This window comes from Candidatus Nanopelagicales bacterium (genome assembly GCA_030700225.1).
GTDB lineage: Bacteria > Actinomycetota > Actinomycetes > S36-B12.
On sequence record JAUYJT010000081.1, the window covers coordinates 1 to 13400 of the forward strand.

Annotated in this window: 13 protein-coding genes; 4 read left to right on the forward strand and 9 right to left on the reverse strand. The window is 65.1% G+C overall.

The annotated features are described in order from the left end of the window. Positions 1–390: 390 nt before the first annotated feature. Together Q8P38_12465 and Q8P38_12470 are read right to left on the reverse strand one after the other, a co-directional pair. Positions 391–966, reverse strand: a complete 576-nt coding sequence (locus Q8P38_12465; protein ID MDP4015413.1) for an RloB family protein — start codon at positions 964–966, stop codon at positions 391–393. A gap of 2 nt (positions 967–968) precedes the next feature. Further along, positions 969–2252 (reverse strand): AAA family ATPase, encoded by a 1284-nt coding sequence (locus Q8P38_12470; protein MDP4015414.1) that lies wholly within the window; start codon positions 2250–2252, stop codon positions 969–971. 203 nt (positions 2253–2455) lie between these two features. On the opposite strand from Q8P38_12470, the gene Q8P38_12475 reads away from it, so the two are divergent. From Q8P38_12475 to Q8P38_12485, 3 genes are all read left to right on the forward strand, one after another. Beyond that, positions 2456–2707 carry a hypothetical protein gene (locus Q8P38_12475; GenBank protein MDP4015415.1) on the forward strand — a complete coding sequence of 84 codons (252 nt, stop codon included), beginning with the start codon at positions 2456–2458 and terminating at the stop codon, positions 2705–2707. Further along, entirely contained in the window at positions 2704–3111 is a 408-nt protein-coding gene (locus Q8P38_12480) for a PIN domain-containing protein (protein ID MDP4015416.1), read from the forward strand. Before Q8P38_12475 ends, Q8P38_12480 begins: the two co-directional genes overlap by 4 nt. A gap of 221 nt (positions 3112–3332) precedes the next feature. Then, positions 3333–4130 (forward strand): enoyl-CoA hydratase-related protein, encoded by a 798-nt coding sequence (locus tag Q8P38_12485; GenBank protein ID MDP4015417.1) that lies wholly within the window; start codon positions 3333–3335, stop codon positions 4128–4130. A gap of 245 nt (positions 4131–4375) precedes the next feature. On the opposite strand, the gene Q8P38_12490 is transcribed toward Q8P38_12485, so the two are convergent. The 4 genes from Q8P38_12490 to Q8P38_12505 all read right to left on the reverse strand — a co-directional run bounded on the left by Q8P38_12490 (position 4376) and on the right by Q8P38_12505 (position 8233). Next, the gene (locus Q8P38_12490) at positions 4376–4873 is read right to left on the reverse strand and encodes a GNAT family N-acetyltransferase (GenBank protein MDP4015418.1); all 498 of its coding nucleotides are present in this window, start codon (positions 4871–4873) and stop codon (positions 4376–4378) included. Positions 4874–4879: 6 nt separating this feature from the next. After that, a complete protein-coding gene (locus tag Q8P38_12495) occupies positions 4880–5479 on the reverse strand; it encodes a hypothetical protein (protein ID MDP4015419.1) in 600 nt (199 codons plus the stop codon). 881 nt (positions 5480–6360) lie between these two features. Further along, positions 6361–8004: a nitrilase-related carbon-nitrogen hydrolase gene (locus Q8P38_12500; GenBank protein ID MDP4015420.1), complete on the reverse strand. Its 1644-nt coding sequence runs from the start codon at positions 8002–8004 to the stop codon at positions 6361–6363. A gap of 100 nt (positions 8005–8104) precedes the next feature. Continuing rightward, positions 8105–8233 carry a hypothetical protein gene (locus Q8P38_12505; GenBank protein ID MDP4015421.1) on the reverse strand — a complete coding sequence of 43 codons (129 nt, stop codon included), beginning with the start codon at positions 8231–8233 and terminating at the stop codon, positions 8105–8107. Between the two features lie 322 nt (positions 8234–8555). On the opposite strand from Q8P38_12505, the gene Q8P38_12510 reads away from it, so the two are divergent. After that, positions 8556–9785 (forward strand): serine hydrolase domain-containing protein, encoded by a 1230-nt coding sequence (locus Q8P38_12510; GenBank protein MDP4015422.1) that lies wholly within the window; start codon positions 8556–8558, stop codon positions 9783–9785. 336 nt (positions 9786–10121) lie between these two features. Here Q8P38_12510 and Q8P38_12515 read toward each other — a convergent pair whose 3' ends face one another. The 3 genes from Q8P38_12515 to Q8P38_12525 form a co-directional block, all read right to left on the reverse strand. Then, positions 10122–11435, reverse strand: coding sequence for a hypothetical protein (locus Q8P38_12515; GenBank protein MDP4015423.1), 1314 nt, complete (start codon positions 11433–11435; stop codon positions 10122–10124). 511 nt (positions 11436–11946) lie between these two features. Beyond that, positions 11947–12237 (reverse strand): hypothetical protein, encoded by a 291-nt coding sequence (locus tag Q8P38_12520; protein ID MDP4015424.1) that lies wholly within the window; start codon positions 12235–12237, stop codon positions 11947–11949. Then, entirely contained in the window at positions 12234–12539 is a 306-nt protein-coding gene (locus tag Q8P38_12525) for a hypothetical protein (GenBank protein ID MDP4015425.1), read from the reverse strand. Before Q8P38_12525 ends, Q8P38_12520 begins: the two co-directional genes overlap by 4 nt. Positions 12540–13400 lie beyond the last annotated feature (861 nt).

A 13400-nucleotide genomic window follows, 5' to 3' on the forward strand; every position in this document is an offset into this window, starting at 1 on the left:
GAGCGGCTGAGTACCGCGGGGCACAGGGGCGGACCGGCTCGTAGTAGTGATGATGGTTCTGTAATGGGGCTGGAGCGAAGGGGCCGGGCGGGTCAGGTCGCCGTGACGCCAACCCAGGTTGGGGAGGAGCGTCGGGGTGGACCGAAGCAGTTGCCGACCCGTGGGAGCCGTATGACGGGAGACTGTCACGTACGGTTCTGCGAGAGCCGGGGGGTGCAACTCCCCCCGGCTACTCACCTCAACTTGCCTTGGTGGGGGGCTCACGTCGTTGGCAGTTACCGACGTGTCCGAAGCGTGACAACGGACGGCAGGCCCATGTCAGCGCACTGGAAGGGAAGCCGGTGCTCGAGGCGGTGGAAGCGGCCAGTTCCTGGCTCTTTGGATCGACGTTCAATGAGCTCGGCGCGAGGGGCTGCCCCCGACCAGCTCCACGGCGGCGCTCATTCCGGAAGCCAAACGGCAGAGAGGGCACTCGTAAGCCTGGGCGGGGATATCGGGCACACCAAGATCGAGTTGCTCCAGCCGAGCTGCGGCGGTCGCCCAGCGATCCAGGTTGATGCCCTTCGGCAGATCAGACTTCTTGAAGCCGTAGTGCTCCCTGAGTCGCGCCTCGATCCGTGCGCCTGTTCCCGTCGGCTTTTCGAAGTGGGCTAGCAGCCAGGCTTCGAACTTGGGCGCAGTTATCATTACCCGCGTCTGGTCTTCAGCCGACTGCTTCTCGATCGACTGCCTGAGTCGCGCGCAGGTCACGTGCGGGTGCTTCTCCGCATCGACGACGAGCCAGACTTCTTCGAATCCGTCGAGATTGGTGCGCTCCAGGGCCTGAACAATGCCGCCTCCGCCCTTCGCGTTGATGATCTTGCGGATGTGCCGCGTCGCCTCTCGGAGGCGGACAGCCTCAAGGTAGTTCGCCTCGGTGTACCCCTCTGTCACGACCAGGATCGGTCGGCGCGGGGAACGCATCATCGCTATCGCCCGGACGACTCGGCGCGTTGCGGGAGGTGCAGGGATGGCACGGCGCCGTATCGCCCGACGAGGTACCGGTGCTCCTGATCGACAGTCGGGCGCACACCGGGGAAGTCGCCCAATCGGAATAGGGTGCTGGCTCCGTCGGTGTCCTTCTCGGTGAACCACACTTCGTGGCGGGATAGGGGCTCAATCGAACTGCGCCCGAACAGGTGAGTGTCGTGAGTCGTGGCGATCAGCTGGGCGCCATGAGGGTTGGTCGAGCTCGATCGGAAGAGAGCGACGAGGTCCTCGACCAGGGTGGGGTGCAGGCTCGCGTCGAGTTCATCGATAACTGCTACGCCGCCGGTCCGCAGGGCGCGTTCGGCGAGAAGCCCCGCAGCCAGGTACGTCATCGTCCCGTCGGATTCCATCGCCTCCGGCAGATAGTAGGTCTCGCCCCTTGCCGTCGTGTGGCCGAACGTCAGCGCCGCGAACTCGCCAGCGGGCGGCAGGATGTTCATTCCGGGGAGAGCGTCCTGAATCCGACGTGCGGTAGTGCGCAATTCATCCAGCTGTGCGGTCGTGAGCCTAGTGCCTCGCACTTCGTCTATGCCGAGGTCCGCGCTGCGCGCCAGATCCTTCACCAGGGGCAGGTCTTCTTCCCGGACCAACTGACTGAGAGCGCGGGACTGCCCTTCTGGCGTCCCAAGTCGGCGGGCGGTCAGGAGTCGCTTTGTGATCCAAGAAAACGCAGGGAGCAGACTTTGTTCGTTCTCCTGTGCCGCCACGGACAGGAGTAGGGAATTCCGGCGGAGCTTCGGCTGCAGCGAGAGAACGCTCCGATCCGTTGTCATCACGTCTTGATCTGAACGCCGGAAGAGCCAGCGTGATCGGCGCGAACTGACTGACTTGTGCCGAAGGGTCTCGGAGCGGACGCTACTGGAGTCCATGGTCACCGTGTACTCGTACTGTCCCGGGGGGCCGTCGGAGGGGACGAACGTGATCCGCCAAGTCGTCGGATGCGTTGCCGCTTCGGCGCGAAGGAGGAACGGCCTAGCGTTGGTGCCTCCTTCCGGATCCCAGGATCTGTGAGAGTGCGCGACCGCCGACTGCAAGCGAACGATCGCCTCGAGCAGAGTTGTCTTGCCGCTGGCGTTCGCTCCATAGGTCACGGCGACCGAGGCGACCTGTTCGCCGAAAGGGGTGAGGCCGTGCGGAGCGTCGGTCGAAGCGGGGACGCGCAGGTCCAGAATGGCGCGGTCGCGGAAGGCGCCGAAGTTCTCAACCGCGAAGCTGACGAGCATCTCTAACCACCTCTGATACGAGTATCTTAGCTCTACCTGCGCCAAATATTGTAGATATCGGCCGTTATTGCACGCATGCAGGTTGTCTGAGCGTCGAAACCCAGTCCCGAGCTGACGAGTGACGCAGCGACCCTGGTGCCCGGTCGGGCGACTGGAGCGCTCCACCAGGCGAGGAGCGTGGAGGATCGGGGTAGGATGACGGTATGACCGCACAACCTGTTGGTGATAGGCCACCATCGCCGCCGAAGGTGAAGAAGTCGCTGTCTTTGGACGAGGACCTGGTGCGGGAGTTCAGCTACGGGGAGCTGGCTCCCATCGTCAACGCTGTCCTGCGGGCGGAGAAGCAGAGGCGCGACCGACGCCGCGACCTGGGCGCGCTGCTGGAGCGACTCGCCGCCGAACGTGGCCCCACGGACCCGGACGAAGTCGCGCGATTCGAGATGTTCCTTCGATGAGCGCTGTCGTCCTCGACGCTGAGGCGCTGTCCCGGCTGGTCAATGGCGGGCGGCACGAACGCACCGTGCGAGCGGCGCTTGAGGCTGCCTACAACACGAACGCGAACGCTGCCGTCCCCGCGGCCGTGCTGGCCGAGCTCTACCGGGGTGGACGGCGCGACCAGGCGCTGGACTCCTTTCTCAGCCGCGACAGCAGTCTTGACGTGACGCCAACGGATCGCGGTCTTGCCAGAACCATCGGAAATGTCCTGGCCGCCGTAGGGCGCGGGTCCAGTCATCACGTCGACGCGTCAGTCGCCGCGGTCGCTATCAAGAATGGTGGTGGCGTCGTGATCACCGCTGACGCCGATGACCTTTCCGTCTTGTGCGCGGGGTTCCCCGGGATACTCATCCAGCGGATCTGAATCGGCGAGCCGTTCCAAGCGCCGTTACCGGGTCGCGGCGTGCGTCGCCGGTCGTCCACCGCAGGCGCCATCGCGTCGGAGGCGTCCGGACCGCACCCGAGGCCCCGGGCGGACGGGTGCGACATGGGCGCGGAACAATCGGCGCGGGAACTGAATCCGGGCGGCGGCCAGCCGAGTCCGGGCCCCAGCGCCCACCATCACCGCCAACGAGGGAGGACCACGTGGCGAACTTCGAAGACATCACCTACGCCATCGAAGACCGCGTCGCGATCATCACGATCAACCGTCCGGAGCGCTACAACGCATTCCGCGCCAAGACGGTCGATGAGTTGATCAAGGCGTTCCGCCTGGCCTGGGCCGACAAGGGGGTCGCCGCCGTGATCCTGACCGGCGCGGGCCAGAAGGCCTTCTGCACCGGAGGCGACGTCAAGCAGCGCGCCGAGACCGGCGACTACGGCCCGAGCGAGTCCGGCATGTTCGAGATCGGCCGCCTGCACAAGGTCATCCGCGACATCCCCAAGCCGGTCATCGCGGCGGTCAACGGCGTCGCGGTCGGCGGCGGCCACGTCCTGCACGTCCTGTGCGACGTGTCCATCGCCAGCGACACCGCGCGCTTCGGACAGGCCGGCCCGAAGGTCGGCTCGTTCGACGCCGGCTTCGGCTCGGCCTACCTCGCCCGCGTCGTCGGGGAGAAGAAGGCCCGCGAGATCTGGTTCTGGTGCCGCATCTACGACGCCGAGCAAGCCCTGGCTATGAACCTGGTCAACAAGGTCGTCGCGCCCGACCAGCTCATGGCCGAGGCCAAGGCCTGGGGCGCCGAGATCGCCGGCAAGAGCCCTACCGCCATCCGGTTCCTGAAGCAGTCCTTCAACGCCGACACCGACCATCAGGCCGGGTTCAGCAACTTGGCGATGACGGCGCTCGACCTGTTCGTCGAATCCCCCGAGGGCGCGGAGGGCGCGGCCGCGTTCGCCGAGAAGCGCCCCCCGGACTTCGCCCAGCACGTCCACTGGCACTGACCAGGGGGCCAGACAAGTCCGGCCAACTGCGCCCGGACCCAGTCGGCGCCATGGCCGAGATGAGTCAACGCGCTGTCGACTCTCGCGGCGCCCATCCGGATATGCTTTGGGCATTGAATCCCGAGGTGGGGCTTCGTCCCCGCCTCTATTCAGTCCCCGGGGAGCGAGAAATCGCTCCCCGTCTCATTTCCGGAGATGGCCGGTCGGCCCGCGCCCGTGCCGCATGCCTGCGCGGCGTCCGGCGCTCACCAACTGAACGGCCTTTCCCAACGTTGAACCGAGTCGGACTCGGCAGTCCTCCGGAACCCAGACCGCTCCAAGAGACGCTGGCCCGGCGTGTTGCTGGGTGCGACGTGGCCTGCCGCTAGGGCTCGGTTGAAACCGAGCGCGCTCAGATCGCTGCCCGCGCGGCGGATCGCATGGACGATCGTTTCGTCCGCGAGCGAGCCGCCTTGCCCCCTCCATTCCACGGAGACCGCGATCGCTCGTATGAACGTGACGGGGGTGCGCTCGACCGTGTAGTAGGCGAGGTTCACCACGGACGCGATTCGGCGCTGGGCGATTCCCAGGAGAAGGACTTCGCCCGCAAGGGGTGGCCGCAGCCGCCTGATGAAAGCTTGGACCTCCCATTCCCACGGTTTCGGGTGTGGAAGCGTGCGCCCACCACTCCTGGGCTTCGCCGTTGTGCAGGTGAAGCTTGGTAGGTCAAGGCGGTGGGACTTGGCGGCGTCAACCCATTCCATGCCGGGTCAGCCGACGAGGTCGATTCTGGGGAACGATTCCGACTCAGCGGCCTCGACCATCTTCCTGAGTTCCTCGCGGCTTGGCTTCGCGCCAGGACCAGCCGCGTATCTGGCCGCCGCCGCCTCCTCCTCTCTATCCTCCGAGTCACCCAAGGACTCCTTTGTAGGGGAGCCAAAGTCAGCGGCCGGCACAGCGGGAAGAACGTCCACGACAGCCGCGTGGCCGACGAGATTCCTGAACACCCACACGGCGTCGCCGCGGTGGAGGGTTTCGACAAGAGAACTCGGGAGCAGCAACTCGATCATCACCCCATTACGAGTCGTTGTTGCGACGATGCGGGCGGAGTCGTTGCCCGTTTCGCTCACTTCTCCGGCCGCGAATAGGACCTCGTCGATCCGCGCCCAGTGGTCAACAGCGTCGCTTGTGTCACGAAGGAGGTTCGCGTAGAAGTCCGCATCGGGGAGATCCTCCGGGGGGTTCCATCGGAGATACTCGCGGAGTCGCGCCCCGTAGCGCCGCTCCAGCCGAGCGGCGGCAGCCGTCAAGTACTCAGCGCCCGCTGAGTCCCCGGCTCTGTCCGCGCGGACCGCCAGCGCGGCCAGCACGCTGTGGAAGGTACGTTTCCCCGCGAGTCTGCCGTTGCCCCCTTGGGGCGTTGCGATGAAGCCTCGGGAGCCCACCCCCCTTTTCAACAGCGCGCGGTACCGCCCCCGAGTTGTCTTCCTCAACGGGTCGGACGCCTGCGTCAGAGCAGTCCAGTCAACGACCGGCTTTGGGACCGGCCTCTCCATGGTTTCCATGACGAACCTCCGTCTCCTAGGCTACGCGCACCGAGCGGCTAATGGAACCGTTCGGTAGTGGTCTAACTTCCGGCGCGGCCGGTGACTGGCTGTCTCACTACCGCCCGCTTGCTGAGTTGACCGGCCCAGGCGCTTGCCCCGGGCGGACGGCATTTGCAGCTCAAGCTGGCCTGCGTTGCCGACCCGACACTCCGAGTTGCGTGTCGCCTCGCTGGGCCGAGGGACCGTTTGTCGTTGCGCTGGCTTCCGGTCTACAGGTCGCAGATCCAGGCCTGCAGGCCCGGGCTGCTCCTGTGCATACTTCGGGCGGCGTCGGCCCCGCGGACTTCGTCCAGCACGTCCACTGGCACTGACGGGCCCGCGAATCGGATAGGAGTTCGGCGGGCAAGGCGCAACGGCGATCACCTTCGCGACCAGATCGCGATCGGCATCGTCCAGGAAGAAGAACCGCTCCAGCTCCGCCTGCGACAGATCCGCCCCGAACCATGCGAACCTGGCCGCCTTGCCCAGGCTCCAGGACTCAGCAACCACAAGAGCCGGACCCCGCGGCCACCAGGCGGGTCTCAGGCGAGAGACGGCCACCTCAACTTCCACGAGACCCGGGACAACCTCGGACGCCGATATCGGACTGCGTTTACTTGAAACGTGGCCATAAGGGCGTGAACCGTGAACCGGTGTGTGTGGCGCTAATCGGCGGCTTGTTCGGCGTCTGGCGTTGCCGCTTGCGCCCGTTCGGTGCGCCGCTGCCGGCGCGCAAGCCGATACTGGTCGCCGAAACGGAGAATCAGCCCGATCAACAGCGCAGCCGCAACCCAATACATCCCGATCTGGGTGAAGGGGGCATTGCGCGGCCCGAGATTTACATCTGCCACCAGCACGACCTTCTGCCCAGCCGGATCAGTGACTTCCTCTTTCCACACTGCCTGCCCGTTGGCATTGATGATCGCTGAGTCGAAGCCTTTCGCCGACTTCACGAACGGAACCCGGTTCTCGATGGCGCGGAACGTGAGAGTCTGCCAGCGCAGCGGGCCGAAGCTGGCGTCATCAAGCGACGGTGTCGCGACGATCTGGGCGCCGTTCTTCACGGTCTCGCGCGGGGAGCTCTGAGGGAAGTCGTAGTCGAAGCAGATGATGACACCCAGCTGGCCAAATGGCGTCTGATACGGCTGGTAGACCGGGTCGGTGTTAAAGCCCTCGGCCATGGCGATCACCGGGTGCACCTTGTGATACACCTGCCCCTGCACGCTTCCGTCGGGCCCGAAGACCGCGGCCAGATTGCTGGCGCGCAACTCGGGATAGCCGGGCTCAAAGCCGACCACGAGGGTGGTCTTGGTCTGCCTGGCCAGGTCAGCTATCCATTGCCCTTGAGCAGCGGTCACATCGTAGTGAAAAAGGATCTCCGGCCAGACCACGAGAACGGCGCCTTTGGCAGCGGCCTCACGGGTCATCTCCTCCATCTGCGTTCTGGCCATCGCCATCCGCGCGATTTCCTCGGCCGGATCGCCGGCCTTGGCCTTCAGCGCCGCCTCCCGCGTGCCGACCTTCGCCGGATCAGGCTGCAGTGCGGCGACCCTCACGGCCGGTCCGAGCTGGCTGTTGACCTGAGCGTTGATCAGCAGGCTGCTCGCGACCCAGAGGACCGCCAGGCCGCCGGCGATGGCGGCCGACCAGGCAACCGTGCGCCGGGGAATCGGGACTGTGGCCAGCGCTGGCCAGCGGCGGTCGAACCAGCGCAGTACAGCGAGCGCGATCGCGGCGTTGATCACCATCAGCAGGAAGCCCAGCACCGGCGTGCTCACGACGCTGATCGGCTGAACCAGGTCGGGCACATACGCGAGCCGGTAGGCGATCCAGTAGTTCGTCGCCGTCAACAGGTTCCAGCCGAGCAGCACTTCCACGCCGACCCATAGCAAGGGCAGCTGAATGAGGAACCAGCGGTAGTTCGTCCGTTCGCTGTAACGGCGGTCGAACGCCGCCAGGAACCACCAGACGGAGCTGAGAATCAGCGCGATCAGAGCGGCTGCCCCGATGCCCGCAATGCCTCCGAGGATCCCCGAAACCGCACGCCCGAGCGCAAAGAAATTTCCGAAGGCGGCGATGGCGACGGCAAGCCCGGACATCCGGGGCGACAGCAGGCGGTACTGAGCGACATACATCGGCACGAAGGCGATGAGGATCAGGGGCCACAAACCGCCGTTGCCATCCCAGGTCAGGAACAGCATGACTGCACTGATGGCGGCGAGCCCGATTCCGAGCCAGGTCCGCCGCCTGGACTTCGGAGAGGCTGCGACCAAGGGCGCCAATTCAGGCGCAGATGCGGTATCAGTCATCAGAGGTCGCTCCTCAAGGACGGGCCAGCGGCGGACTCCAGCTCCTGATCGGAAACCTCCTGGTCCGACCTTGCCGCCAGGGCGTAGATCTCTTCGGCGCTCACTTCGATTCCGGCGTCAGTGGCGACCTGAGCCGCCTCCCAGGCGGTTTGGCCGCGCCGATGGCAGCGGCGAAATCCTGATCCGCCTTCAGTCGTTCGGCCAGCGTGGCCACCTGTGCTGCAGTCATGGCTCCCGCCCTTCGGTGAAACGGCTGGCGTTTGCCAGCATTCCTCACGCTACTGCGCAGAATGCACTCCGAGGTACCTGGAATGAAATGTTGTGGTAGTTCGCTTGGTGTGGGCGTGGGTGTGTCAGCGCCCGCCGCGTGTCCCCCAGAAGGGGGGTCCCCCTCTGGGGGAGCGTCCAGAGTGGCACCGGCAGACCACCACACCCAGGCCAGGCCACTATTTCGCGGGCATCATTGGTGAGTCTCGCCGCCACCCCGCGTCCCTGCTCGTGTTGTAGCTACGCTGCGATTGGTTGAGCTCTTCTCGGATCGAGGAGGAAGAATGAGTCGGCGCAGAACCTTCACGGCTGCGGTGGCTCTTGCTGTCATGGCCGTTCCGGTGCTGTCGAGTTGCGGGAATCAGGCCGCCAGCGACGAGGTCGGGCCGCGCATGCAGGCGTCAGTCGACCAGGTGTTCGCGCAATACCGCGACAGCCATGCCCTGCCCGATGGCGCCGGGGTCCTGGTCCGACTCGTGAGCCCCAATGGAACGTGGACTGTCGCCTCCGGAATGCCCGAAGGCACCAGTGCTGATTCGCATTACCGCATCGCCAGTGTCAGCAAGACGTTCACCGCGGCTTCGGTCATGCTGCTGCGACAGCAGGGCAAGCTGAATATCGATGATCGCGTGACGCAGAACATCCCGGGCACGACCTATTCCTACCTGCCAGCCACTCCCCAGTACGCCATCCCGTACAAGGACAAGATGACGATCCGGCAGCTGCTCTCCCATCGGGCCGGGGTATTTGACGTGTCCAACAACCCGGTCCCGAAGACCAGCAAGGCACCCTACGCGGGCAAGACCTACGACCAATACATGACCGAGTTCAGCGGACCGGATCATCAGTTCACGGTCGACGAACTCGCCGGGGTGCTGTCAGCCAACAAGTTGTCGTTCTTCAAACCCGGAACTGACTACCACTACAGCGACACGGGCTACAACCTTCTGGTCAAGATCGTGGAACGGGTTTCGGGCACGCCGTTCAACACCTTTGTCGCGGATAACATGCTCGGGCCCATCGGATTGCCGCAGACGTCGGAGGTCTGGAGCGCGTACGACTTCGCGATGCCAGCGCCGTTCATGACCGGCTACGTAAACGTCGGCGGGGGTTGGCAGCCGATCAGTGAAGACAACATGTCATCGCAGGTAGGCCCCGGGAGCGTAGTGAGCACGCCGACGGACATGACCCGCTGGATTGCCGCGCTGCTGTCCGGATCTGGACCGCTCAACGCCGAGACCGTCGCGGAGATGACGACGGTGCCCGACGGCAACGAGACGTACGGTTTGGGTATCAGCTCAACGGAACTGGGTATGGGTCACTCTGGTGCGCATCCGGGTTACGTCAACATAGTGCAGTACGACCCGAAACAGGACGTGAGCGTCGTTGTGGTCACGCCATTCATCGACTACACGCGGCCGATAGAGGAGCATCTCGCGTTGCTTGTTGAGGTTGGCAAGCGGGCACGAGAGGCAGCGGGCTACCCGGAGCCCTGGCGGCCAGACTCGCGCTGACCCGGTTGCCGACAGACGAAGCCGACGTGGCCAACACCGCGTTTCAGCCCCCCAGGCCGCCTCCCCGATGATCTTGTTGCGAAAACGGCCAAATGTGGCCGCTTTCGCGTTCTGAAGTGGCCGGAATCGCTACAAGATCGCCGCGAGGCTTGACGCACGCCCCAGGGCGGACCGGGTCGGGCGAGGCGCGGAACAATCGGCCCAGGAGCTGAATCTGGGCGGCGGCAGTGACACGGACCCAGGCCCAGCGCCAACCGCTCCTGGGCTTCGCCGTTGTGCAGGTGAAGCTTGGCAGGGCACTGCAACGCGTTGGTGTCTCTGCGCGCGACGGGGCCGCTACTCGTCGATCACGAAGCGGTTGATGTCTGGTCGGTCGCCCTCGCTGATCGTCACGTAGCTGCCGTTGTCGCTGGCGAATCCGAGAGCCTCGCCCTGCTCCTCCCCAACGCTCAGTAGTTCGCAGCTCGCCGTTCCCAACGTGTCCCACAGGGGTTCGGCCGGATCCCTTGCCCAGCCCCGGATACCCGAGTACGTGCGGATGGCGATCGCCCGACCGTTCGGTGAGACGTCTCCGCCCGTCGCGACTGCGCTCAACTGAAGGGTCCCGCGGAGCTGAAGCACCGACTCCTGGTCGCCGGCGCCAAGCGCGGGCAAGCTGTACAGACCGGCCACGCCGGTGTTCGTCTTTGTGACAATCAACAGGTCGCCGGTGAGCGGATCCACCAGGAGGGTTTCCGCGTTGTGCGCTCCGTCAGGGTAGGTCAGGGAAAGGACGTCGTAGTCCACAACCGAGGCATTGGCACCTACCGGGGATGGCTCTGGCACCCGGTAGACCACGATCCCCGCGCGGGCCAGGTTGTTGTCTCCTATGTCTGCCGCATACAGGTAGTCGGTGTCCGCGATCGGACCCGGGCCAATCGCGATGTCCTCCCAATCTCGGGCCACTGCGCCAGTCAGGGAGACGGTTCGCAACAGTTGTCCATCGGCGCTCATCGAATAGAGCGCCGGTCCATCGCCGCTGTCGTTGTGTACCCACCAGGCATCGGTTCCGGTGCGACTGGCGACCAGTCCCGAGATCTCGTCAAGACCAGAATCGCCGACCTGTCCAACCACCGAGTGGCCCACATCCGCCGCGCATATGTTGGCAGGCGCCGGCGGATCGGGGACTGTCGGCGAATCAGGTGTTTCGGGAACCACGACGTTGATGGTGCGTGCCCGGGTCGCGGCTCTTCGATAGTCGTTCGTGAGCGGAACGCGCAAGCGGAACTGCTGGGGGCCTGGGTCGGTCGGACGCATCCGGACGGTAAGGCGGCCGCGATCGTTCGTCTTGAGCCTGCGGGATACAGAGTTTCGCCACGATGTGCCGGTCTGCTTCGTCTCGAGAATCACGACTCGTGCGATGAGGCGGGTCCCGGAACGAACGCGTACCCGGTCGCGAATGGCCTTGCCTGACTCAATCGCGCGGGTTCGGGTGGACCAACCACGGATCCTCGTCCTGCGCGCCGCCCCCTGGTTCGCCGAAGCCGCACTCACGAGCTGTTGGTCTAGCTTGACTTGGGGTTTCGGCGCGTGAGCCCCCGATGTGGCGCCTGCGGGGATGAGCGCCGCGCTGAGGCCGAGCGCAACGATGACGCCTACCGTCCTCGTCATTGGCACCCCACCTCCCGACTCCAAGACCGCTCTGGCCGCGTCTCCACGAGGCCCCGGCCTTCGAGTCACGATCTGTCGGCGCCCCAATACGGTCGGGCCCGAGCCTCCAGGCGCACAGCCTCACATCTGTTGTTTCGTCTCGCGCGTTGGCGCTCTTGAGTTCCTTACCCTGTGATCTTCGGTGTTGTTGATTGGCGCGCAGATCCCTCCGGGCCAGTCGGCCCAGCGATGAATCCCGCCGGGCCTGGGAGGATCCGCAGGCCGCGAACGGCCTGGCCAGATCCCCGGCCTCGCGCGTCGCCTCCCCGTGGCGGCCAACACCTCGTCGAGGATCCTTCCCTTGTCCGGCTTCGGCTCTTCCGCGCACGCGGTCCGGAGCTTGTTGGTCACATGTCGCCTCGCGGCCATGTCGATCTTGCCTTCCACATCAGGCAAGGCTGCCCCCGCGCCAGGAGACACCACGCGCTCAAAGAAGCTGAGGCACGCCGCTGCTTGACACCCAGCGGGGGGGCTACCGTGACTGCCTGGTGTCAGCGCGGACACAGAGTCGATCTGCGAGCAGCAGGGGCGCAGAAGGAGGATTCGCGGAAATGAAGTTGTTGTTGACCAGCCTGCTGTCGGCAGCCGTTCTGCTCTCCGGAACTGCACGACGCCCGGCCGGGTCAACCACGGCGATCATGTTGGTAATGGTGCGTCGGCCAGGCGCGCACACCCAGCCGGTGAGCAGGTCGGTGAAGATCGCGAAGCTCGGTGCGCGGAACAGGCCGCGGGTCAAGTCGAGCAACGCGGCGAAGTCGCTCACCGGGCCTGCCTTTGGGCGCCGGCCCGACCCGACAGCAGCGCGGCCAGCCCGGTGTCGCCCTCGTTCACGAGCCGGGCCGAAGCGGTACGGTACCGCTCGACCGCGGCGCGAACCTTCTCGATCTCCTCCGAGGCCAGCATCACGGTGCGGTTGCGGCCGCCCTCCGAATAGCTCAACACCGTGCTCTCGTGCAACTGCCTGCCGTCGGCGCATCGGCAGGACGGTTTGCCGCAGCGGCGGCGCTGTACCACCACCGACCCGCGGATCTTGGACGGGAAACGGTTCGGGCTGCTCGGTGACATCTGTGCTCCATCCTCTCAGCTGCGCGCGGGCCGCGTGCAGATGACCAGGCTCTTACAGAACCACGCAAGAACTAGGGATCGCCTACGGCGAGTCGTCAATCAGATGAGCGGGACGGCCACCGACATGGGCCACAAAGTGCGAAAGTCCAGTTCAATGGAAGCCTGTCGGATTCATCCACCCTTCCTATCAAAGGCGGAATGTGGGGCAATCGGCCACTCGGCAGTGGGATGTGTTCGTCGGGCAGGACAACTGGGCAGATCTGTCGTTACATCGTAAACAGGAATGACATGCACGAAGACATCGGTGGTATGGGGACCGGGCCGATGGTAGAGCTTCTCCATGATGGCAACGGGGACGGCGCGTACGATGATGGTGGTTGGCAGGGCGGCGACTCAGGAGGACCATGCTACTTCCGCAAGGGGGACGGCGTACGGGTTGCTGGAAACGTGACGGGGACCATCAAGTGGTGGCCATGGGTTCCCAAGAGCTACTACTGCAGCCAGCTGAAGGGGGTTCGGGTATGGAACGGCTCCGCGAGAGTCAGATGATCCGGACACCATCGGTCAGCGCGAAATTCGGTGTTGCTTTGCTGGCTCTTGCCCTGATGGGCTGCGGCGGAGAGCCGGAAAATGATCAGCCGAGTATTGCCGTGACGTCAACTGGAGATCTCATCGCTGCCTGCCGCCAAGCGGCCGTGACCGAACCCCGTCCCCAGTTAACTGGTTCTTCGAAGTTGGGGGGGAGACACGATCTTGAGTTTGGTCAGCTTGGGCTGATTACGTCCGTGGCCCCTTGATGCTGGCGGTGTCTACGCCAAACCAGTAGAAGGAGCCACGGACATGGATGACGGTACGACGATT

What these genes read in the sequence shown, in the direction of transcription:
- Q8P38_12465 (MDP4015413.1), bottom strand. Translation starts at nt 966, where the DNA reads ATGATGCGTTCCCCGCGCCGACCGATCCTGGTCGTGACAGAGGGGTAC.
- Q8P38_12490 (MDP4015418.1), bottom strand. Translation starts at nt 4,873, where the DNA reads ATGGAATGGGTTGACGCCGCCAAGTCCCACCGCCTTGACCTACCAAGC.
- Q8P38_12525 (MDP4015425.1), bottom strand. Translation starts at nt 12,539, where the DNA reads ATGTCACCGAGCAGCCCGAACCGTTTCCCGTCCAAGATCCGCGGGTCG.
- Q8P38_12505 (MDP4015421.1), bottom strand. Translation starts at nt 8,233, where the DNA reads ATGACTGCAGCACAGGTGGCCACGCTGGCCGAACGACTGAAGGCGGAT.
- Q8P38_12500 (MDP4015420.1), bottom strand. Translation starts at nt 8,004, where the DNA reads ATGACTGATACCGCATCTGCGCCTGAATTGGCGCCCTTGGTCGCAGCC.
- Q8P38_12480 (MDP4015416.1), top strand. Translation starts at nt 2,704, where the DNA reads ATGAGCGCTGTCGTCCTCGACGCTGAGGCGCTGTCCCGGCTGGTCAAT.
- Q8P38_12470 (MDP4015414.1), bottom strand. Translation starts at nt 2,252, where the DNA reads ATGCTCGTCAGCTTCGCGGTTGAGAACTTCGGCGCCTTCCGCGACCGC.
- Q8P38_12475 (MDP4015415.1), top strand. Translation starts at nt 2,456, where the DNA reads ATGACCGCACAACCTGTTGGTGATAGGCCACCATCGCCGCCGAAGGTG.
- Q8P38_12510 (MDP4015422.1), top strand. Translation starts at nt 8,556, where the DNA reads ATGAGTCGGCGCAGAACCTTCACGGCTGCGGTGGCTCTTGCTGTCATG.
- Q8P38_12515 (MDP4015423.1), bottom strand. Translation starts at nt 11,435, where the DNA reads ATGACGAGGACGGTAGGCGTCATCGTTGCGCTCGGCCTCAGCGCGGCG.